Source organism: Thiofaba sp. EF100 (genome assembly GCF_039822285.1).
In the GTDB taxonomy this organism is placed as follows: domain Bacteria; phylum Pseudomonadota; class Gammaproteobacteria; order Halothiobacillales; family Halothiobacillaceae; genus Thiofaba.
The window spans coordinates 125,088-145,811 of the sequence record NZ_JBAJEY010000004.1 but is presented as its reverse complement, the minus strand read 5'-3'; the positions used below and the strand labels follow the sequence as shown (position 1 = coordinate 145,811).

General features: G+C 66.2%; 23 protein-coding genes. 16 read left to right on the top strand and 7 right to left on the bottom strand.

The features are described 5' to 3' along the window. Positions 1 to 63 precede the first annotated feature (63 nt). From V6D91_RS08620 to V6D91_RS08605, 4 genes are all read right to left on the bottom strand, one after another. Entirely contained in the window at positions 64 to 2,100 is a 2,037-nt protein-coding gene (locus tag V6D91_RS08620; protein WP_347319586.1) for a methyl-accepting chemotaxis protein, read from the bottom strand. 109 nt (positions 2,101 to 2,209) lie between these two features. After that, the gene (locus V6D91_RS08615) at positions 2,210 to 2,743 is read right to left on the bottom strand and encodes a chemotaxis protein CheW (protein ID WP_347319584.1); all 534 of its coding nucleotides are present in this window, start codon (positions 2,741 to 2,743) and stop codon (positions 2,210 to 2,212) included. A gap of 2 nt (positions 2,744 to 2,745) precedes the next feature. Next, positions 2,746 to 3,111, bottom strand: coding sequence for a response regulator (locus V6D91_RS08610; protein WP_347319582.1), 366 nt, complete (start codon positions 3,109 to 3,111; stop codon positions 2,746 to 2,748). Positions 3,112 to 3,166: 55 nt separating this feature from the next. After that, positions 3,167 to 3,604 (bottom strand): response regulator, encoded by a 438-nt coding sequence (locus tag V6D91_RS08605; RefSeq protein WP_347319580.1) that lies wholly within the window; start codon positions 3,602 to 3,604, stop codon positions 3,167 to 3,169. 168 nt (positions 3,605 to 3,772) lie between these two features. Here V6D91_RS08605 and gshA point away from each other — a divergent pair, with 168 nt between their 5' ends. The 10 genes from gshA to V6D91_RS08555 all read left to right on the top strand — a co-directional run bounded on the left by gshA (position 3,773) and on the right by V6D91_RS08555 (position 12,367). Further along, a complete protein-coding gene (gene gshA, locus V6D91_RS08600) occupies positions 3,773 to 5,071 on the top strand; it encodes a glutamate--cysteine ligase (protein ID WP_347319578.1) in 1,299 nt (432 codons plus the stop codon). Continuing rightward, complete coding sequence (gene gshB / locus V6D91_RS08595; protein ID WP_347319576.1) at positions 5,068 to 6,012, top strand: glutathione synthase; 945 nt, start codon at positions 5,068 to 5,070, stop codon at positions 6,010 to 6,012. The genes gshA and gshB overlap by 4 nt, the downstream gene beginning before the upstream one ends. A 4-nt stretch (positions 6,013 to 6,016) precedes the next feature. Then, complete coding sequence (locus tag V6D91_RS08590) at positions 6,017 to 7,072, top strand: FAD:protein FMN transferase (RefSeq protein ID WP_347319574.1); 1,056 nt, start codon at positions 6,017 to 6,019, stop codon at positions 7,070 to 7,072. Between the two features lie 88 nt (positions 7,073 to 7,160). After that, entirely contained in the window at positions 7,161 to 8,033 is an 873-nt protein-coding gene (locus tag V6D91_RS08585) for an energy transducer TonB (protein ID WP_347319572.1), read from the top strand. A gap of 49 nt (positions 8,034 to 8,082) precedes the next feature. Then, positions 8,083 to 8,646 carry a YqgE/AlgH family protein gene (locus V6D91_RS08580; RefSeq protein ID WP_347319570.1) on the top strand — a complete coding sequence of 188 codons (564 nt, stop codon included), beginning with the start codon at positions 8,083 to 8,085 and terminating at the stop codon, positions 8,644 to 8,646. Beyond that, positions 8,643 to 9,089: a Holliday junction resolvase RuvX gene (ruvX, locus tag V6D91_RS08575; protein WP_347319568.1), complete on the top strand. Its 447-nt coding sequence runs from the start codon at positions 8,643 to 8,645 to the stop codon at positions 9,087 to 9,089. Before V6D91_RS08580 ends, ruvX begins: the two co-directional genes overlap by 4 nt. Beyond that, entirely contained in the window at positions 9,076 to 9,588 is a 513-nt protein-coding gene (gene pyrR / locus V6D91_RS08570; protein ID WP_347319566.1) for a bifunctional pyr operon transcriptional regulator/uracil phosphoribosyltransferase PyrR, read from the top strand. The genes ruvX and pyrR overlap by 14 nt, the downstream gene beginning before the upstream one ends. A 33-nt stretch (positions 9,589 to 9,621) precedes the next feature. Further along, positions 9,622 to 10,599, top strand: a complete 978-nt coding sequence (locus tag V6D91_RS08565) for an aspartate carbamoyltransferase catalytic subunit (RefSeq protein ID WP_347319733.1) — start codon at positions 9,622 to 9,624, stop codon at positions 10,597 to 10,599. 35 nt (positions 10,600 to 10,634) lie between these two features. After that, positions 10,635 to 11,969 (top strand): dihydroorotase, encoded by a 1,335-nt coding sequence (locus V6D91_RS08560; protein ID WP_347319731.1) that lies wholly within the window; start codon positions 10,635 to 10,637, stop codon positions 11,967 to 11,969. A gap of 122 nt (positions 11,970 to 12,091) precedes the next feature. Further along, positions 12,092 to 12,367 carry a hypothetical protein gene (locus tag V6D91_RS08555; RefSeq protein ID WP_347319565.1) on the top strand — a complete coding sequence of 92 codons (276 nt, stop codon included), beginning with the start codon at positions 12,092 to 12,094 and terminating at the stop codon, positions 12,365 to 12,367. 299 nt (positions 12,368 to 12,666) lie between these two features. Here V6D91_RS08555 and V6D91_RS08550 read toward each other — a convergent pair whose 3' ends face one another. From V6D91_RS08550 to V6D91_RS08540, 3 genes are all read right to left on the bottom strand, one after another. After that, positions 12,667 to 14,031 (bottom strand): hypothetical protein, encoded by a 1,365-nt coding sequence (locus V6D91_RS08550; protein WP_347319563.1) that lies wholly within the window; start codon positions 14,029 to 14,031, stop codon positions 12,667 to 12,669. Between the two features lie 79 nt (positions 14,032 to 14,110). Continuing rightward, the gene (locus V6D91_RS08545) at positions 14,111 to 14,830 is read right to left on the bottom strand and encodes a tRNA threonylcarbamoyladenosine dehydratase (RefSeq protein ID WP_347319561.1); all 720 of its coding nucleotides are present in this window, start codon (positions 14,828 to 14,830) and stop codon (positions 14,111 to 14,113) included. A gap of 8 nt (positions 14,831 to 14,838) precedes the next feature. Then, positions 14,839 to 15,606, bottom strand: coding sequence for a TatD family hydrolase (locus V6D91_RS08540; RefSeq protein ID WP_347319559.1), 768 nt, complete (start codon positions 15,604 to 15,606; stop codon positions 14,839 to 14,841). Positions 15,607 to 15,667: 61 nt separating this feature from the next. Between V6D91_RS08540 and V6D91_RS08535 the strand changes: the two genes are divergently transcribed. From V6D91_RS08535 to V6D91_RS08510, 6 genes are all read left to right on the top strand, one after another. Continuing rightward, complete coding sequence (locus V6D91_RS08535; RefSeq protein WP_347319557.1) at positions 15,668 to 16,480, top strand: MotA/TolQ/ExbB proton channel family protein; 813 nt, start codon at positions 15,668 to 15,670, stop codon at positions 16,478 to 16,480. Next, on the top strand, positions 16,473 to 17,321 hold the full coding sequence (locus tag V6D91_RS08530; protein ID WP_347319555.1) for an OmpA family protein: 849 nt from the start codon (positions 16,473 to 16,475) through the stop codon (positions 17,319 to 17,321). The genes V6D91_RS08535 and V6D91_RS08530 overlap by 8 nt, the downstream gene beginning before the upstream one ends. Then, a complete protein-coding gene (locus V6D91_RS08525; RefSeq protein WP_347319554.1) occupies positions 17,318 to 17,764 on the top strand; it encodes an HIT domain-containing protein in 447 nt (148 codons plus the stop codon). Before V6D91_RS08530 ends, V6D91_RS08525 begins: the two co-directional genes overlap by 4 nt. Before the next feature lie 194 nt (positions 17,765 to 17,958). Further along, positions 17,959 to 18,612 carry an SGNH/GDSL hydrolase family protein gene (locus tag V6D91_RS08520; RefSeq protein WP_347319552.1) on the top strand — a complete coding sequence of 218 codons (654 nt, stop codon included), beginning with the start codon at positions 17,959 to 17,961 and terminating at the stop codon, positions 18,610 to 18,612. Beyond that, positions 18,609 to 19,271, top strand: a complete 663-nt coding sequence (locus V6D91_RS08515) for an alginate O-acetyltransferase AlgF (protein WP_347319550.1) — start codon at positions 18,609 to 18,611, stop codon at positions 19,269 to 19,271. The genes V6D91_RS08520 and V6D91_RS08515 overlap by 4 nt, the downstream gene beginning before the upstream one ends. 38 nt (positions 19,272 to 19,309) lie before the next feature. Next, complete coding sequence (locus V6D91_RS08510) at positions 19,310 to 20,722, top strand: MBOAT family protein (protein WP_347319548.1); 1,413 nt, start codon at positions 19,310 to 19,312, stop codon at positions 20,720 to 20,722. Positions 20,723 to 20,724: the final 2 nt, after the last annotated feature.

Sequence of the window (20,724 nt, the reverse complement as noted above, 5' to 3'; positions counted from 1 at the left end):
CCGGAAGGCTCCATTCAGGAAACGCGAGTCGCGCAGGCAGAAGGGGCGGACAGGCAGCCCCACTCAGGCCGACTCAGGCAGCTTGAAGCCCGCAACCGAGGTGCGCAGCTCGCTTGCCAGTTCGTTGAGCTTGCCGATCTCCTGGGCCGCCTCTTGCGCATCTTGCGCGGTGCTCGAGGTCTGCTCGGAGATCAGGTGCATCGTTTCACGGATGCGGGCGGCCTCCTCCAACTGCTCGCGCGCGGCCTGGGCGATGGCCTGGATGCGCTGGGCCAGGGTCGCGGATACGGTCTCGATCTCCTCCAGCGAGCGGCCGGCGTTTTCCGCCACCTGGGCGCCGCCCACCACGTTGGTGGTGGTTTGCTCCATGGACAGCATCGCCTCCTGGGTGTCGGACTGAATGGTCTTCACCAGGGTCTCGATCTGCTTGGTTGCGTTACCGACGCGCTCCGCGAGGCGCTGGACTTCGTCCGCGACCACGGCGAAGCCGCGGCCGGCCTCGCCCGCCATGGCGGCCTGGATCGCCGCATTCAGGGCGAGGATGTTGGTCTGGTCGGCAATGTCGGTAATCAGGCCTACGATGTCACCGATCTCCTGCGAGGATTCACCCAGACGCTTGAGGCGCTTGGAGGTATCCTGGATCTGCTCGCGGATGCGCTCCATGCCGTGGATGGTCTGACGCACGGCCTCGCCCCCCTTGTGCGCCACTTCCATCGAGGACTGCGCAACGGAGACGGAGTCCACCGCACCTTCGGCCACCTCGCTCACCTTGCCGGCGATGATGTTCACCGCCTCGCTCGCCTGCTCGATGCGCAGGGCCTGTTCCTGGCTGGCCTCGGACAGGCGCATGGAGGTGGCCTGGGACACCCCCGCCGAACTGCCCACCTGCTCCGCGGTCCGCTGGATGGTGGCCACCAGGTCGCGCAGCGCGTCGATGGTGTAGTTCACGGAGTCCGCAATGGCCCCGGTGATGTCCTCGGTCACGGTGGCATGACGGGTGAGGTCGCCCTCCGCGAGGTTCATCATCTCATCGAGCAAGCGCAGGATGGCCTGCTGGTTGCGGTCGTTCTGTTCGCGGGAGATTTCCTCACGGCGGCGGGCATCACGCACCAGGACCACGCCGAGCAGAATCACCGCAATCAGCGTGGCGGCCGCGGTGACATAGCCGGCGATGTTCACCATGAACAGGGCATCGTGCTCGCTGGTGGCCTTGCGCTGCAGGTCGCCGGCCGCGGCGATCAGCCCGGTGGAGAGTTCGTCGCTGGCCTGGAAGGCCTTGCTGGCCTCGAGGATCGTGGGGCCGCTCTGCATCACCGCGTCCACGGACTCGCGCATGGCACCGTATTTGACCGCCACCTGACGCAGTTTTTCACGGGCGCTGGGCTCCTCGACGCGCTGGACCTCGGGGTCACCGCGGCCGGAAAGCATGGCCTCGAGCACGCGCTCGAACAGCGCAGCGTCGCGGCCAAATTTCTCCAGCGCCACCGAGGCATTCTCCTCGCCACGCAGCAGTTCGCTGGCCGCGGTCTTCATGCGCAGGATCAGGAACTGCTGACGCTGCGCCAGATAGGTCTGTCCCGGCCCGACGCCTGCGCGCACCATCTGCTGCACCACCTCATCGGACAGGGCGATGATCTCCGGCACCTCACGCACGATCACCTCGCCGGCCGCCTTGACCCGCGCATAGGCCGGTCCCGCGGCGATGATGCTCTCAAGGGTCGGACGCACCTGCCCCCAGTTGAAGCGGACGGCCTCAAGCGATGCACGCAGGTCATCCTTCACCGGGGGCATGCGGGTTTCCGGATCGCCCTTCTCCAGCTTGCTCAGCAGGGACTCGAACACGTTGATCTTGACCTGCAGCTGGGCCGCCGCATCTTCCTGGCCCGTCACGGCACGCAGGGCGTCGCTCACCAGCTCCGGGCTGAAACGTTCGATCTGGCTGGCCGTCAGACGCCACTGCAGACGGTTGTGATCGACATACGCCACGTAGCTGAAGATGCCTACCGTGGCCACAAGCAGCACCACCGCCAAGGCGATGAGCGGCACAATGTTGCGTCCGATGCCACGAGCTCGCGCGTCATCACGTTTCGTCTGGGCCATGCGTGTTTCCTCTTTGATGATTCAACGCATTAGTTGTCGTTTCAGAATGTGCCGAACCCACCCGAACCTCCGGGCAGGACGCCGAAAAAGCTTCGCTCCGCGCCTGGATTTACTGGAGCGCGGTACGCAAGACGTCCTCGCCATGCAGCAGACGCTGGAGGTCGAGAATCTTCCACGAGCGCCAAGGCTCGACCACCTCCTCGAGGACGTAAGCCGCAAGCCCCGGCGGCGGTTGTTCCAACGGGCGCCGCGCCTCGACCTGGAAATGCCGCAGCCCCAATGACTCACTGACCAGCAGACCGAGGGGCCAGGCCTCGCGCCTGGACACCAGCACGCGGGCGCGCGGGTCGGGGGATACGCGCCCCCGCCCCAAAAGTCCCATCATGTCGATGATCGGCGTCAGCTCACCCCGCAGGTTAGCCACCCCCAGCACCCAGGGCTGGGCCAACGGCAAGCGGGTGACGGCGGGCATGGGCAGGATCTCGGCCACCTGATCGAGCGGGCTGACAAAGGTCTCATCCCCGAGCCGGAAAGCCAGCGCAGTCCAGTGACGGGTCAGGGCCTCCCGCCGTGGCAGACCCGCGGCACGGGCCAGAGCGAGCCCTTCCAGCGCGCGCAGGCGGGCGAAGGCTGGGGAGCTCAAAGTCAGGCCCCAATCAGGGAGCGGATCGTCGTCATGAGCTGAGACTCCTGCACCGGCTTAGTGAGGTAATCCCGGGCCCCTTGACGCATGCCCCAGATCCGGTCGGTTTCCTGATCCTTGGTGGTCACGATGATCACCGGGATCGAGGCCGTGTCCGGCGTGCGGGAGAGCTCCCGGGTGGCCTGGAAGCCATTGAGACCGGGCATGACCACATCCATCAGGATGAGATCGGGCTTGATGGCCTTGGCCTGGGCCACACCCTCTTCGCCGTTGGTGGCCAGGCTGACCTTGAAGCCGTTGCGCTCGAGCATACCCTGCAGGACATGCCGTTCGGTGGGGGAATCGTCGACGATCAGGACATGGGCCATGAACAGGGCTCCGCAATGGGCATCAATAGGGCGTGAATAAGGAAGGGCTTGGCGCTTATCCGACCAGTGTCAGGCTTTCGACATCCTTCGCCCGGCGCGCGTGCTGGCGCAGAGCGGCGAGCAACTCCTCGCTGGTGAAGGGCTTGGTCAGGTAGTCGTCCGCCCCGACGATGCGGCCGCGCGCCTTGTCGAAGATACTGTCCTTGCTTGACAGGAGGATGACGGGGGTGCGCCGGAAGCGCCGGTTGTTCTTGATCAGCGCGCAGGTCTGATAGCCGTCAAGACGCGGCATGAGGATGTCGATGAAGATGAGATCCGGCTCAAAGACCGGGATCCGGCCGAGGGCATCAAAACCATCGACGGCGGTGTCGATGATGCACCCCGCCTTGGCCAGCAGGGTCTCGGCCGTGCGGCGGATGGTCTTGCTGTCATCCACGACCATGATCTTCAGTCCACTGAACTCAGTGACTTGCGGGGCTTCAGGCGTATCCATCAAAGCAGGCCCTCATCGGTACGGTCGAGCGGTTTTACTCGTGTCTACCGAATTTATCCGAAATACCTTTCCAAATCCAAGCCCTTCTGTGCCGCCCTCGCCCTCCTCGGGCCAGGGGGCGGCTGGATCCTGCTGCTAAACTATGCCTAGCCGAAAAGAGAGACCACCATGCCGCTGCTTGATGCCGTCCCGTTCCTGACCACCGCCCACCAGGGCCCGCTGCAGGAGATCGAGTCCCACCTGCTGGACCGCCAGACCGCGATCGAGACCTGGCTGCGGCAGGCCTTCCTCGACACCCCCGCGCCGTTCTACTGCTCGGTCGACCTGCGCAACGCGGGCTTCAAGCTTGCCCCGGTGGACACCAACCTGTTCCCGGCCGGCTTCAACAACCTCAACCCGGCCTTTGCCCCGCTCTGCATCCATGCCCTGCAGACGGCGATGGAGCACCTCTGCCCCAAGGCGCGCGGCCTCTTGCTGCTGCCCGAGCGCCACACCCGCAACCTCTACTACCTGGAGAACGTGGCTACCCTGCGTGACCTGGCCGAGCAAGCCGGCTTCGAGGTGCGCGTCGGCTCGTTGATCGAGGAGCAGACCGAGCCGATGACCGTGGACCTGCCATCCGGTCGCAAGCTGACCCTGCTGCCGCTTACGCGCAAGGGCCGCCGCGTCGAGGCGGGCGGTTTTTCGCCTTGCGCGGTGGTGCTCAACAACGACCTCTCCGCCGGCGTACCGGCCATCCTGGAGGACCTGGAGCAGACGGTCATCCCGCCGCTCGAGCTCGGCTGGTGGAGGCGCAAAAAATCCACCCATTTCCGCCATTACGACGCTGTGGCGCGCGAGTTCGCCTCCATGGCCAACATCGACCCCTGGCTGATCAACCCGTTGTTCGACGATTGCGGCGAGATCGACTTCATGAAGCGAGAGGGCGAGGACTGCCTGGCCGATCGGGTCGGGCGGCTGCTGACGCGCATTCAGGCGAAATATGCCGAATACGGCATCGACCGCGAGCCGTTCGTGGTGATCAAGGCCGACTCCGGCACCTACGGCATGGGGGTGATGATGGCCCGTTCGGTGGAAGAGGTGCGCAACCTCAACCGCAAGGAACGCACCCGCATGGCGGCGAGCAAGGAGGGGCTCGGCATCTCGCGCGTGATCGTGCAGGAGGGGGTTTACACCTTCGAGAGCATCGCCGGCGCGGTCGCCGAACCGGTGGTATACATGATCGACCGCTTCGTCGTGGGAGGCTTTTACCGCGTGCACACCCAGCGCGGCGACGACGAGAACCTGAACGCCCCCGGCGCCCACTTCATGCCGCTCGCCTTCGATGAGTCCTGCACCACCCCCGACTGCCAGCAGGCGCCGGACGCCCCGCCCAACCGCTTCTATGCCTATGGCGTGATCGCCCGCCTGGCCCTGCTGGCGGCGGCGCGCGAACAGGCCGAGGTCCGCCAGGAGAAGGCCGCATGAAACTCGGCGTGGTGATGGACCCGATCGGCGCCATCAAGCCCTACAAGGATTCCAGCTTCGCCATGCTGCTGGCCGCGCAGAGGCGCGGCTGGGAGTGCTGGTATCTGGAGCTGGGTGACCTGTCCGTGCAAGACGGCCACGCCTTCGGCCATGCCCGCCCCATCGAGGTGCGGGACGATCGGTCCGACTGGTTCACCCTCGGCGAGCCGCGCGCGACGCCCCTCGGCGAGCTGGACATCCTCTTGATGCGCCAGGATCCGCCGTTCGATGCGCGCTACCTGCACGCCACCCAGATCCTCGCCCTCGCGGAGCGCGCAGGCAGCCTGGTCGCCAACCGCCCGGCAGCCCTGCAGGCGGTCAACGAGAAGTTGTTCGCCACCCATTTTCCCGAGTGCATCCCGCCCACCCTGGTCAGCAGTCGCGAGGAGGACATCCGCGCCTTCCTCGATACCCACGGCGAGATCGTCCTCAAGCCGCTCGACGTGATGGGCGGCCAGGGGGTGTTCCGCCTCGCGCGCGGCGACATGAACCTGCGCACCGCCGTCGAGCTGCTGACCCAGGGGGGCCGGCAGTGGATCATGGCGCAGAAATTCCTGCCCGCCGTGACGGAAGGCGACAAGCGCATCCTCATGATCGATGGAACGCCCGTGCCCTACGCCCTGGCACGCATCCCGCCGAGCGGTGAGTTTCGCGCCAACCTTGCCGCAGGAGGGCGCGGCGTGGGGGTGGAACTCACCGCCCGTGACCGCTGGCTGTGCGAGAGGATCGGCCCCACCCTGCGCGCGATGGGCCTGTACTTCGTCGGTCTCGACGTGATCGGCGACTACATTACCGAGATCAACGTGACCAGCCCCACCTGCATCCGCGAGCTGGATGCCTGCTTTGGCCTCGACATCGCCGGTGATCTGCTGGATGCCCTGGCCCGTCATCGCCAGGGCTAGGGTCATGCATCAGCCCCGTCGAACCTTCCTCGGCCTGCTCACCCTCTCAGCCCTGGCCCCGCTTGCCGGGTGCTCCCGTGAACCCCGCATCCAGACCGAGGGCTTTTTGCTCTACGGCATGCTCACCCAACTCAGCCTGCCCGACACGGCGCCCATCGCCATGACGGCGGCGTTGGGCGAGCTTGAGGCGATCTTCAAACGCGAATACGCCGTGCTGCACCCCTGGCAGGATTCCCCCCTGACCCGGCTGAATGCCGCCCTGGCCTCGGGCGACTGGACACCGCTCGACGCCCGCCTGCGCGGCATCATCGAGCGCGGCCGGGAACTGGAAGCCGCAAGCGGAGGCGCCTTCTCCCCTGCCGTGGGGGCCCTCGTCAAACTGTGGGGGTTTCACTCCAGCCAGCCCAACCAGGAACGCGAGCCCCCGCCCCAGGCCGAGATCGACCGCCTGATGACCCCGCCGCCGCGCATGAGCGATCTTGAGATCGACGGCGACCGGATACGCTGCCGCAACACGCACGTCCTGCTCGACTTCAACGCGATGGCCGAGGGGTGGGCCGCCGAGCTTGCCGCCCAGCGCCTCGCCGAGCTCGGCGTGCGTGATGCCCTGATCGACGCCAGCGGCGACCTGCTGGTGAGAGGGCAGGCCGGCCACCGCCCTTGGCGGGTCGCCATTCAGGACCCGTTCACCGAAGGGCCGCTGGGCTGGCTGGACATCCGCGGCGACCTGGCCGTCTTCACCTCCGGCAGCTATCGCAAGCGCTTCACCCACAAGGGCGTCAGCTACAACCATATCATCGACCCGCGCAGCGGCTGGCCCTCGCGCGGCGTGGTCGGGGCGACCGTGATCGCGCAGGACGCCCTGCTCGCCAACGCCGCTGCCACCGGACTGCTCGCCACCGGCCTGGCCGATGCCCCCGCGCTGATTCAGCGCATGGGGCTGGATCGGGTCCTGCTGGTGGACGAGCACGGCACCCTGCACGCCACGCCCAGCATGGCCGACGCACTCCGGCTCGCGCGCAACGACCGTCCGCTGCGCATCCTGCAGCATCGGGCCTGAGGTCCGTCAGGCGCCCCACCGGACGGGCGCGAGCCGGCCGGCGATCCGCAGTGGAAGGGGAGGGAGCACTTCGGGTTTAATGGCATGCATGAGCTTCACGCCTGCCTGGTCTCCCCCGCCCTCCCACCGCCTGTCCCTCGGCTTGGCCATGGCGGTGGCCGCGCTGCTCCACCTGTTGGTGATCGCCCTGTTCCTGCACGCGCACATGCCACGGCAAGCTCCCCTGCCCGCGCCCCTGCCAATCCTGCAGATCGACCTCACCCCGCGCCCCGACGAACGCCCGCCAGAGCGGCCCGACAGGGTGGCCGAGACCAACCAGCGAGCCGAAGAGACCCGCGCGCCCGAGGCTGAGCCTCTCGCCGCGCCGCCCCCCACTCCGCCCACGAGCACCCCGGAGGAGGCCCCCAGCGCCCCTCCTTCGGCGCCCAAGGCCATGCACCCCAAACCCAAGCCCATCCCGAACAAAGCCGAGGACGTGAGGCCCAAGCCCGCGCAGTCGCAGCCTGCGCAGACCGCCCCCACCCAGACCCTCGCCGAGCGCAGCCTGCAGATGAACCGCCTGCGCACCGACATCCTCGAACAGAGCCTGCGCGACGAGATCGCCGCGCGCAGCACGGTGCTCACCGCCAACACCACCTACGGCCCGGAGGCCGCCTACCTGCGCGCCTGGGTGGAGAAGGTCGAACGCATCGGCAACCTTAACTTCCCGGACGAAGCTCGTCGCAAGCGCCTGAGCGGGCGGCTGATCCTTGAAGTGAACCTGGATGACCAGGGCCAGGTGCAGGCCATGCGCGTACGCCAATCCTCGGGCGAACCGGTGCTGGATGCGGCCGCACAGGACATCGTCCGCCTCGCCGCGCCCTTCGCCCCCTTCCCTGCCGAGCTGCGCATGAAGTACGACCAGCTGACCATCATCCGCACCTGGGTGTTTGACGCGGGGCGCGGGCTGGACACCCGCTGAGCTCAGGACTCACTTGCCCCTGCCCCATCCGTCGCCCGATACTATGTACATGGACGAAACCACCTCCCTCAAGCACCACTTCCTCATCGCCATGCCGCAGATGGGTGACCCGAACTTTGCCCAGACGGTCACCTACATCTGCGAGCACAACGAGGATGGGGCGATGGGCATTGTCATCAACCGGCTGATCGAGATCACCCTCGGCGACATCCTGAACCACCTTGGCATCGTGCCCGAGACGGATGCGATCAAGGACCAGCCGGTGCACTTCGGCGGCCCGGTTTCGCTCGAGCGCGGCTTCGTCCTGCACAGCCCCCAAGGGCCGTGGGACAGCACGCTCAACCTGCCAGACGACATCGGCCTGACCACCTCGCGCGACATCCTGCAGGCCATCGGCCATGGCGCAGGCCCCGCCAAGCGCCTGGTCGCGCTCGGTTTCGCCGGATGGGGCGCGGGCCAGCTCGAACAGGAAATGCGCGATAACGCCTGGCTGAGCACGCCGGCCTCCCCTCACATCCTGTTCGATGTCCCGCCGGAACAGCGCTGGCAGGCTGCTGCCAGCCAGCTCGGCGTGGATCTCAATCTGCTGACCTCGCAGGCCGGTCACGCGTGAACCTGACCACGCCCGACCTGTGGCTGGGCTTCGACTTCGGCGAGCGGCGCATCGGCGTGGCGGTCGGCCAGGCGGTGACCGGCACGGCCCGGCCGCTGGTCGTACTGCCGACCACGAGCCGCGGCCAGCCCGACTGGCCGGCCATCGAGCGCGTGCTGCGCGAATGGCGCCCCGAGGGCGTGGTGGTCGGCATGCCGCGACGCGACGACGGCAGCGACTACCCCATCACCCCGCAGGCCGAGCGTTTCGCGCGCCAGTTGCACGGCCGATTCAAACTGCGGGTCGAGACCTGTGACGAGCGCCTGTCCAGCTTCGAGGCCAGTCAAAGGCTTGGCTTCGACAAGCGTGCCGCCGCAGTCGACGCCGGCGCCGCCGCGGTCATCCTGGAAACCTGGTTTGGCGAACACATCTCCGCAAAAGGTAGCGATCATGCAGAATCATGACGTCGAGGCCCTGATCCAGCGCATGGCGGACGCCCTGCGCCAACGCATCGACGCGGGCGCGCTGCGCGACCCGCTGATGGTGGGCATCCACACCGGCGGGGTGTGGGTGGCCGAGCGCCTGCATGCGGCGCTGGGACTTTCCGAGCCGCTCGGCAAACTCAATATCGCCTTCTACCGCGACGACTTCACCCACATCGGCCTGCACCCGCAGGTTTCGCCCTCCAACCTGCCGTTCGACGTGGAGGGGCGCGACGTGATCCTGGTCGACGATGTCCTCCAAACCGGCCGCACCATCCGCGCGGCGATGAACGAGTTGTTCGACTTCGGCCGCCCAGCGCGGGTCCTGCTGGCCGTACTGTGCGATCGCCCCGGGCGCGAACTGCCGATCCAGGCCGACGTGATCGGCGAGCACTTTGCGCTGGAGGCGCATGAGCAGATCGTCCTGCACGGCCCCGAGCCCCTGCGCCTCACCATCGAACAGAAAGCCAGCGAGGAGTAACACGTCGTGGCCGTCGTCTTCGTCCGCCCCAAGATCCCGAAGCTCGCTCCCGACCCTTGGGCCATCCAGTTCGATGGTGAGGGCCGGCTCAAGCATCTTTTGACCATCGAGGGCCTTGGCCCGGATTGGATCACCCGCATCCTCGACACCGCCGAGTCCTTCCTCTCGGTCACCGGGCGCGAGGTGAAGAAGGTACCGCTGCTGCGCGGCCGCACGGTGGTCAACCTGTTCTTCGAATCCTCCACCCGCACCCGCACCACCTTCGAGCTCGCGGCCAAGCGCCTCTCCGCCGACGTGCTGAACCTGAACATCAGCACCTCCGCCGCGACCAAGGGTGAGTCCCTGCTCGACACCCTGCGCAACATCGAGGCCATGCAGGCCGACATGTTCGTGGTGCGGCATGACAAATCCGGCGCGGCGCACTTCATCGCCCGCCACGTCGCCCCGCACGTGTCGGTGCTCAATGCAGGCGACGGCCGCCACGCCCACCCCACCCAGGCCCTCTTGGACGTGTTCACCATCCGCAAGCTCAAGGGTGACTTCACCAAGCTTCGGGTGGCCATCGTCGGCGACATCCTGCACTCGCGCGTGGCGCGTTCGCAGATCCACGCGCTCAATACCCTCAACACCGGCGAGGTACGCGTGATCGCCCCGCGCACGCTGCTGCCCGCGCAAGTGGAGAAGCTCGGCGTGCGCGTGTTCCACGACATGCGCGAGGGTCTCAAGGACGTGGACGTGATCATCATGCTGCGCCTGCAGCGCGAGCGCATGGAAGGCGCCCTCCTGCCCTCTGAGGACGAATTCTTCCGCCTCTACGGCCTCACCCCGGAAAAGCTCGCCTGGGCCAAGCCGGACGCCATCGTCATGCACCCGGGCCCGGCCAACCGCGGGGTGGAGATCGACTCCGAGGTCGCTGACGGACCGCAATCGGTCATCCTGCAACAAGTCTCGAACGGCATCGCCGTGCGCATGGCGGTGATGAGCCTCTGCATGGGGGCACGGGAAGAATGAGCATGAATAACGCCTACTTCGCCCAAGGTCAGGACATGGACCATCTGCGCCCCCCTGAAGGCTGCCGGCCCGGCGTGGACTGCGAACGCTGGATCATCCGCGGCGCGCGGGTCATCGACCCGGCAAGCGGCCTGGATACCGTCACCGACGTATTCATCGACAAGGCGGGCATCGTTGGCGTGGGTCAAGCCCCGACAGGCTTCACCACCGACAAGGTGCTGGATGCCACCGGCCGCTGGCTGATCCCCGGCGTGATCGACAGCTGGGCGCGCCTGCGCGAACCCGGTCAGGAACACAAGGCCACGGTGGAGAGCGAGGCGCGCGCCGCCACCGCCTCCGGCATCACCACCGTGTGCGTGCCGCCGGACACCGACCCGGTCATCGACACCCCGGCCGTGGTGCGCCTGATCAAGCGCCGTGCCCAGCTGGCCGGCGGGGCACGCATCATGTCCATCGGCGCCCTCACCCAAGGCTTGCAGGGCAAGCGGCTGGCGGAGATGGTGGACCTGAAGGAGGCGGGCTGCGTGGCCGTGACCAACGCGTTGCAGCCCGTCGAAAGCCTCGCCATCCTGCGCCGGGCGCTCGAATATGCCGCCACCTTCGGCATCCTGGTCATCGTCCAGCCGCAGGATCCGTCGCTCGCCGCCAAAGGCTGCGCCCATGAGGGCGCCGTGGCGAGCCGCCTCGGCCTGCCGGGCATCCCGGTCGCAGCCGAGACCGCCGCCATGACCCAGGTGCTGGCCCTGGTCGAAGAGACGGGCGCGCGCGTGCACTTCACCAACCTCTCCTCGGCCCTGGCCGTGCGCCTTCTGGAGCGCGCCATCGACGACGGTCTGCCGGTCTCCGGCGGAGTGAGCGCCCACCAGCTGTTCCTGTCCGAGATGGACACCGACGCCTTCGACCCCAACACCCACGTCATCCCGCCGCTGCGCACCCTGCGCGACCGCGATGCGCTGCGCGAAGGCGTGGCACGCGGAGTGATCTCGGTCATCCATTCCGACCACCAGCCGCACGAGGGCGATGCCAAGGCCGCCCCCTTCCCCGAGGTCGAGCCCGGCATCTCCAGCCTGGAAACCCTGCTGCCCCTGACCCTGCGCCTGACCGAAGAAGGCATCCTGCCCCTGCACGACGCCCTTCAGCGCGTCACCTCGGCCCCGGCCAGGCTGCTCAGCCTCAAGGCGGGCGGCATCGCCGCAGGGCTACGCGCCGACCTGTGCCTGTTCGACCGCGAAGCCTCCTGGACCTTGGACGCCGACACCATGCTCAGCCGCGGCCGCAATACCCCGTTCCATGGATGGGACTTCAATGGCCAGATCACCCATACCTGGGTGGCGGGGCGGTTGGTTTTCCAACGCGCCAGCCAACCTTGAGGGAAAAAACCGACTTTGGGGCGCAGCGAAAAACCGTCACGAGCAAGCGAAACCGGCCTCGCGACGAATTCCAGGAACTGCTCAAAGAGATAGGGTGAAAGTAGCCGCCCGGGGGAGCAGGCATGCGCCAGCTACGCATGCCGTCGGTTTTGGAGACGCCCCCATCCTCGCCCCCGCCGGAATCGTCGGTCTCGCGGTCGGCTTCATCCGCACAGAACCCCGCGCAGGACGTCATCATCGGCGTCTTCATGACCTTGGCGGACCAGGTGATGGACATCTTGGGGCTGGACAACTTCGCCAACTCCGAGCTGATGCTCAGGCTGCGCGTGAAGCCCCGCCCAGACCGCCAACTCGAGGTCAGGAGCGAATCCACCGCCACCTGTGAAGCGCGCCTTTGACACAGCCGGGGTGGACATCTCCGCAGCGCGTGGTGCGTATTGTCAGCAAGCCTGCCCCCACCGCTGCTCCGCGGTTGAGCCCGTATCAAACGCGCCTGGGCGTGCTCACACAGCCAGGCATCCCATGAATGACGCAAACATCCTCCCTCGTTATTCGCGAAGAGCCGCAGCTTCTGGCTGGCGCAAGCTTTTAACTCGCCCAAAAACAACACCCCATCGATTTTCGATGGGGTGCGTCACCACTCTTCGAGGCCTAGAACAGAGCAAGGCATCTCCCCGCTAAGGGAGATATCTGTGGTTTATAACGTGAAGCTGTACGCAGTCACTGCGCCCGAGGGCGTCTTCACTTCAACCTGATAAAGCCCGGCGCCGCTGGCTGTGAAGGTGAACACTGTTTTTCCAGGCCCTGTGGATAGCGTGTTAGGCACGGTGAACGAAGCGGGAGTCGCCGTGGCTCCCGGAGGCGGAGTGACCGTAATGGTGGTGCCATATGGCATCACCTGATGGGTGCGATATCCCGATACTGACAAGGTCACCACACTGCCAGTTACGCTGTGACTGATCGCAGCATTGGATTCTGCAGCCACCAATGTCATGTTACCGAATACATGCAACGAATGCCGCCCAGGGCAAAGCCCCTCATCTCCATCGAGTCCTTGCGAACCATTCGGGTCGCACAGCCAGCCGGTGTAAACGCCATCTTCCCCATCGTACTGGCCATTACTATTGAAATCGCGATACGGCTCACCATCCCAACGGCCATTCTCGTTCTCATCCAGGAACGCCTCGCCGATATCCGTCCAAGACTCATTCGGATCTTTGTAACCATCTGAGTCAATGTCCCGGAATGATTCTTCGCCGATTGCAAAGGCCAAGATGTTCACGCGCCCATCCGTGGGTAGAGGACGAGCTCCCACCCACTGTACGGTGCACTTGCCATCATGCGTCAGGCAGCTGTCACCTATTTGCCCACCTTCAGCCATAAACACCACCGCCGTACCGTCGGCAACCTGGTTGCGATTGCGGTCGGACAGATTGACCGTGATCTTCACGGGCGATGCATTATTGACGATGTCATACGCCTCGGGATTGAGAACATCGGGCCCAACCGTGAAGGATTCCTGGGTCGGCACACCGGTTGTCACCACCAGCTTGACAGATTGGGCAGGAATGTCATTGCGCCCGGCGATGGTCGCGGTCAGCCAGATCGGCGTGGATACGCTCCCCGAGGAAACCACGACGTAGACAAAACCATTCCCATCAGTCTTTTTGGCGGCATCACTGAGCGCCAAGCCACCGACATAAGTATCCAGACCAAAACTGACCATCTGGTTGGACACACCGAGGCCATTCTTGTCCACTACCCTGAAAGTCACTTTGGACGTCTGCTGGAGATATCCGGTATCGGTATTGTCTTCGGGGTCAGGGGCCGTCACATCCGGCAGCCCGCCCACCCCTCTCAGGGTTATGAGAGCGGGCTCTGACTTCACCCACTCAATTCGGTTTACCTCGCCTGCGACACCTGTTTGTGCCCCCAGGCTTCCAGGCGGCGTTGCCCCCATGTAAGGATCGTATGTCGAACCGCCGCCTCCACAGGCGAAGAGGGCCGCCCCTCCGATGAGGATCAGCATCCAGGAGAGGATGCCCTTGAATATGCGACGCATGATCAACCTCCCTTTACTAAGGTTTACAGTTCAAGCGTAGCAGGCCCTCAAGAATTTGCCGGGTGGGGTGACGATTTGCTCACTCCTCCAGCAGCCGCTGGATCGCCGCCCCTGCCAGCATCATGCCGAACAGGTTGGGCATGTAGCTGATGGTGCCGTTCACCGCCCGGGCGCGGCCGGGCACGTCGCCGCCGACCGGCTCGTGGGGCAGGGCCTTGATCGGTGTTTCCCAGGAATAGACCACCGGGGTGTTCAGGGCCGCGCCACGCTCGCGCAGGGCCTTGCGCAGCTCGCGGGCGAGCGGGCAGGTGTGGGTCTGGTTGAGGCTGCTCACGCCCACCTTGCTCACATCCAGCCGCCCGCCCGCGCCGAGACTGGAAAATACGGGGACGTGGTGGCGCTGGCAGGCATGGATCAGCGCCGCCTTGCAGGCAATGCTGTCGATGCAGTCGAGCACGAGATCAAAGCCCCCGGTGCGGATCAAGCCCTCGGCCTGTTCCTGGCGCAGGAACTCGAGGCGCACATCCACGGCCAGATCGGGACAGATGTCGCGCAGCCGCTCGGCCATCGCCTCCGCCTTCCTGCGCCCGAGGGTGGAGTGCAGCGCGACCAGCTGGCGGTTGAGGTTGGTGAGGTTGACCTCGTCGTGGTCGAGGAGGGTGATGCGGCCGATGCCCGCCCGCGCCACCGCCTCGGCCACCGAGCCGCCCACGCCGCCGACCCCGGCGATGAGTACGTGCTTGGCGGTGAGCCGCGCCAGTCCCTCGTCGCCAAGCAGAATGCGGGTGCGCTGGTGCATGTCGGGTGTCATTGGGAAGGTCTCGGGAGGCGGAACAGGGAGGCGGCATTCTGCCATGTGATGGCCGCCATCGCCGCGGGGGGCTGGTCATGCAGCCCAGCCAGCACAGCCAGGGTATCGGTGACATAGGCCGGCTCGTTGGGAACCTCCCGGCCATACGGTGGCTGGTCAGGGGCATCGCTCTCGAGCAGCAGACGCTCGGGCGGCAGGGCGGCCACGACGGCCCGAAGCCTGGTCGCACGGGGATGGGTGATGGCCCCACCGATACCGAGATGGAAGCCGAGCTTCAGGAAGCGTTCCGCCTGCTGCAGACTGCCATGGAAACCGTGCACCACCCCGCGCAGGCCGGACAGGCGACCGAGATGCATGGCCAGCACATCCTCGCTCTTGTGCGCATGCAGGATGACGGGCAGGTCGCGCTCGCGCGCAAGGCGCAGCTGTGGCAGCAGCCACTGCTCCTGCTCCTCGCGACTGGGCCGACCGCGGCCGAAGTCCAGCCCGCACTCGCCCACCGCTACGGCCTGAGCGTGCTCCACCCACACGGGCAGGCGCGCCAACGCACAGGAAGGGTGGGCAAACCAGGGATGGAGGCCCAGGGCCACCCCGATGTCCGGATGGCGCCGGCCAAGGCGCAGCAACACCGGCCAGTCGCGCGCCTCGGCAGCCACCCCGATCAACGCCCCCACCCCAACCCGCCGGGCCCGTTGCAGCACGACCGTCCGGATAGGCGCGAGCCGTCCATCGGCAAGGTGGCAGTGGCTGTCGAACAGGGGCATGCGAAGGATTCTCCGCCACAGGCTTTATAGTATGGTGGCACGGATTGGCATCAGGTCCCCCATGAACGTTTCCACCATCCTCGGCATCCTCATCGGCCTCGCCCTGATCGGCGGCTCCATCGCCCTGACCACCGAGGACTTCTGGATGTTCCTCAACCTGCCCAGCCTGATCATGGTGCTGGGCGGGACCATCGCCGCCACGCTGATCAGCTATCCGATCAGCGAGCTGCGCAATGTGTTCAAGGTGTTCGGCATCGTCCTGCGCAACGAGAAGCTCTACGCGCGCCAGGACCTGGACGAGCTGGTCGACGTCAGCAAGCTGATGTTCCAGGGCCAGCTGCAGAAGGCGGATGAGCGCCTGAACATGATCAAGAACCCCTTCCTGCGGACCGGCATTCAGCTGGTGCTGGATGGCTCCAGCACCGACGACATCACCAGCCTCTTGCAATGGCGCATCGCGCGCATGCGGGCGCGCGAACGGGCGGAGGCGCAGATCTTCCGCACCATGGCGACCTTCGCCCCAGCCTTCGGCATGCTCGGCACCCTGCTCGGCCTGATCAACATGCTCTCCGGCATGGATGCCGCCGGCTTCGAGCACATCGGCAAGAACATGGCGCTCGCCATGATCACCACCCTGTATGGCATCATCCTCGCCAACCTCGTGTTCAAGCCCGTGGCCCTCAAGCTCGAGCGCCGCACCGAGCAGCGCGTGATGCTGATGAACATGGTGGTCGAGGGCGTGATGATGATGCACGAAAAGCGCAGCCCGGCCTTCCTGCGCGAGGCCGTGCACTCCTTCCTCGCCCAGTACGAGGACGAGCTGCGCGACGAGGGCCGCCCGACAGGCCTTCCCACCCGGACTCGCCGTGGCTGATCCCACCTCAACCGGGCCCCTCTCGGCCGCCGAGCGGACCCAGGCCGTAAGCCTAGCCCATGCGCCCCCGGACCAGGAAGGCGCCAGCGCCCGGCACGCCGCGCATTCGATCCGTCACCGCCCATGGCTGCAGGCCTGGGACACGAGCGCGCGCGACGAAGCCGAGGACGAGCACAGCTGGCTGATGACCTTCGGCGACCTGATGTCGCTGCTGCTGGTGATGTTCGTGTTCATCGTCGCCTTCGCGAGCTTCGAGCCGGAGCGCTACGCCGTCAGCCGTGAAACGCAGCCCGCCGAGGGCACGGGACGGCCCGCTGCGCCGGTCGAGCCATCGTCCGCCGAAACGCCAAGCCCGCCGATCGAGCCATCCCCCCCCGTACCGGCACCGGCCGTGGAGCTGGATCCGGCCTTCAAGGCGCTGGGCAATGACGTCCAGGTCAGCGTGCAAAAGGGGCAGATCAACCTGCAGATCCCGGACAGCATCCTGTTCGCCGCCGGCACCGCCAACCTCGCCGAAGCGGGCCTGCCGGTTCTCGACCGTATCGCCGAGCTGCTCAAGGGGAACCGCTACGGCGTGTCGATCGAAGGCCATACCGACAACACCCCGATCCGCAATATCCGCTATCCCTCCAACTGGGAGCTGTCCGCGGGACGCGCCGCCGCCGTACTGCGCTACTTCATCGCACGCGGCGTGCCGGCCGAGCGCATGCGCGCCATCGGCTATGCTGACACTCGCCCCGTCGCCCCCAACGACAGTCCTGCGTCACGCGCGCAGAACCGCCGCGTCACCCTTGTGCTGCACCTCGATCCCCAGCAAGAAAGCAGCCAGTCCTCGCCATGATGAGCCCGAGCACCTTCGAACTGCACCCGCGCCTCGCCGCCGACACCGTCGAAGTCACCCGCCTGCCGCTCTGCCGCGTGCTGCTGATGAACGACGCGAACTACCCTTGGCTGATCCTGGTGCCGCAGCGCCCAGGCATCCGCGAGATCTTCGAGCTGATTGATGCCGACCAGCAACAGCTCATGCGCGAATCCACGTTCGTGGCCCGCGTCATGAGTGATCTGTTCCGACCCGACAAGATGAACATTGCCGCGCTGGGGAACGTGGTTCCCCAGCTGCACATCCATCACATCGCGCGCTACCAGCATGACCCGGCCTGGCCTGCCCCCGTATGGGGCCAGCGCCCGGCGCAAGCCTATGCGCCGGACCTGGCCTCCGAAATCATGACCCGCCTGTCCACAGCCCTGCTCAAGATTCCGCCCGGCTGGCCGACAGAAGGATGAAAAGCGCCCTCGCCACCGAGCCTCCCCAGGCGGCTCGGCCTGAGCCGGTGCGGCTTGTCATGCAAAAAACCCAATGTAAAATCAAGTTTTTGCGCTAGGCTTCGCGCCGCGATACGGTCTTTCGCCACGCGCTCCTGGGCCCGCCTTGGATCGCTCCGTACAGACCGACAGACACGAACACAAGGAGATGAATGATGCCGGCCGCTGCGCTGATGGGTTTGAGCTTACTAGTGATCGGGGACAGCCATCTCGCCACCCCCACCTACCTGATCGGCCCACTGCACGACCGCCTGATGGAGCAAGGCGCGCAGGTTCACTCGATTGGCGTATGCGGTGCGCATGCCTCGGACTGGCTCAAGGTCTCGCCGGGTGACTGCGGCCGCGCCGAGCGCAGGGGAGAAGCGGAGGCCGTACGGATCAACGACGGCGCGACCACCACCCCCATCAAGGAGCTGATCGCCCAGGACAAGCCGGACGCGGTCGTCGTGGTGATCGGCGACACCATCGGCTCCTACAAGAACCCCGAATTCCCGAAATCCTGGGCCTACCAGCAAGTCTCCTCCCTGACCAAGGCGATCAGCGACACCGGCACGGCCTGCTACTGGGTCGGCCCGGGCTGGGGCACCGAGGGCGGTCGCTTCGGCAAGACCTATCCGCGGGTCGAGGAACTCAACCAGTTCCTCAGCGAGAACGTCGCCCCCTGCACCTATATCGACTCGACCAAGTTCTCCCAGCCCGGCGAGTGGAAGACCCTGGACGGCCAGCACTACCTGGGCGGCGGCTACAAGAAGTGGGCATCGGCCATCGCTGACGCCATCATCAGTCAACCGCCCAAGAAAGCCCCATGAAAAAGTTTCTGACCGGATCACTCGCACTGGGCCTCCTGGCCCAGTTTCCCGTTCATGCTGAACCCAAGCTCTACCCGACGGGACCGGCGGAAGACGCCGCGTTCATCCGCTTCGTCGATGCGCTCGGAGGCCCGCTGGAGGTCCGCGCGGGCAAAGACGCCCGCCTCGAATTGAGCGCCGAGAACAACAGCACCAGTTGGCAGGCGGTGAAGGCCCGCGCCCCGCTCGGGGCAACCCTCAGCCATGGCGGCAAGAGCGAGGCCGTGGAGGTCTCGGTTCAGCCCAGCGAATTCGTCACGGTCGCGGCCATTCCGGATGGCGCCTCGGGCTGGAAGGTCGAGCTTGGCCGGGAAAGCCCCACCGACTTCAGTGCTTTCAAGGTATCCCTCGGCCTGCTGAACCTCGCCGCGGACTGCCCCTCGGCCACGATCAAGCTCACTGGCAAGGACGTGGCGATTGTCGAGGATGTGGCTCCACGAGCCATCAAGCGCCGCCAGATCAACCCGGTCGCCCTGAACGTCGACCTCTACTGCCAGGGCAAGCGCACCGGCTCCCCGACCGACCTGGGCAGCCTGCGCGCGGGAGAGCGCTGGACGCTGCTCGTGCGGCCGACAAGCGAAGGGCCGCGCATCATGCCCATCCTCGACCGGATGCCATGAGCATGGCACCGGCATCGCCCCCCAAGAAGGCGCCATGAATGGTCTTCGCCTCGCTTGAGTTCCTGACGCTCTTCTTCCCGCTGTTCCTTCTCGCCTACGCCCTCAGCCCAAGGGCGTGGCGCAACCTCACCCTGCTGATCTTCAGCTGGATCTTCTATGCGTGGTGGAGCCCCGCCTTCCTGTGGGTCCTGGTGAGCGTGACGATCGTGGCCTGGGGGACCGGGCTTGCGCTGGGGCGGACGCAACAGGCGCGCATGCGCAAAGCCCTGGTGGCCCTGTCGATCACCGCCCTCGCCGGGCTGCTGGCGTTCTACAAGTACGCCAACCTGATCGTCGAATCGCTGATCCAGCCACTCTTTGCGGCGCAGGGGCATGGCTTCGTCTGGGAACGGCTGATCCTGCCGATCGGCATCTCATTCATCGTCCTACAGGGCATCTCCTACATCGTCGATGTCTATCGGCGGACCGTCCACGTCGAGCGCGACTTCATCGCCTTTGCCGCCTACAAGGCGATGTTCTCCCAGCTGATCGCCGGCCCCATCGTGCGCTATTCGCACGTCGAGAAGGAGCTGCATGGCCGGCCCTTCGACGTCCAGCACGTTGCGGCCGGCCTGCGCTACTTCATGATCGGACTGTCGATGAAGGTCATCATCGCAGACACCCTGGCCCCGCTGGCCGACGCCTGCTTCGCCGTACCCCAGCCGACCATGGCCGATGCCTGGCTCGGGGCCCTCACCTACGGCATGCAGCTGTTCTTCGACTTCGCCGGCTACAGCGCCATGGCCATCGGCATCGGCCAGATGCTCGGCTTCCGCTTCCCAGAAAACTTCAATGCACCCTACATCTCGCGCTCGATCCAGGAGTTCTGGCGTCGCTGGCACATGACTCTCGGCAGCTGGCTGCGCGACTACCTCTACATCCCTCTCGGCGGCAGCCGCGTGGCCGCCTGGCGCGTGTACCTCAACCTGATGCTGGTGATGGCGATCTCCGGCCTGTGGCACGGCGCCGACAGCCTGAATTTCCTGCTCTGGGGCCTGCTGCACGGGCTGGCGATGGTCATCCAGCGTTTCTGGGAGCAGCACGGCGGCCCGAAACTCCCCGCACTCGCGGCCTGGTCGCTGACCATGGCATTCGTATTCTCGGCCTGGATCCTGTTCCGCGCCCCCGATCTCGCCACCGCCTGGGCCATGTACCAGGGCCAGCTCGGTATGCATGGCTACGCACTGAGCGCCGAAGTCGCCTCCGTGCTGCGCCCCGTGCACCTCCTGACCCTGGCGCTGGCCGCCATTGCAGCCACCTGGCCGCTCTGGCGCGAACGCTTGGACATGGCCCTGCCGATGCCGCTCCTCGCCCGTGACACGCTGGCGCTGTGGCCGGTATTGGCCCTCTTCAGCGCCACCGCCCTGATGGCCAGCCGTGGCGCCTCCCCCTTCCTGTACTTCCAGTTCTGAGC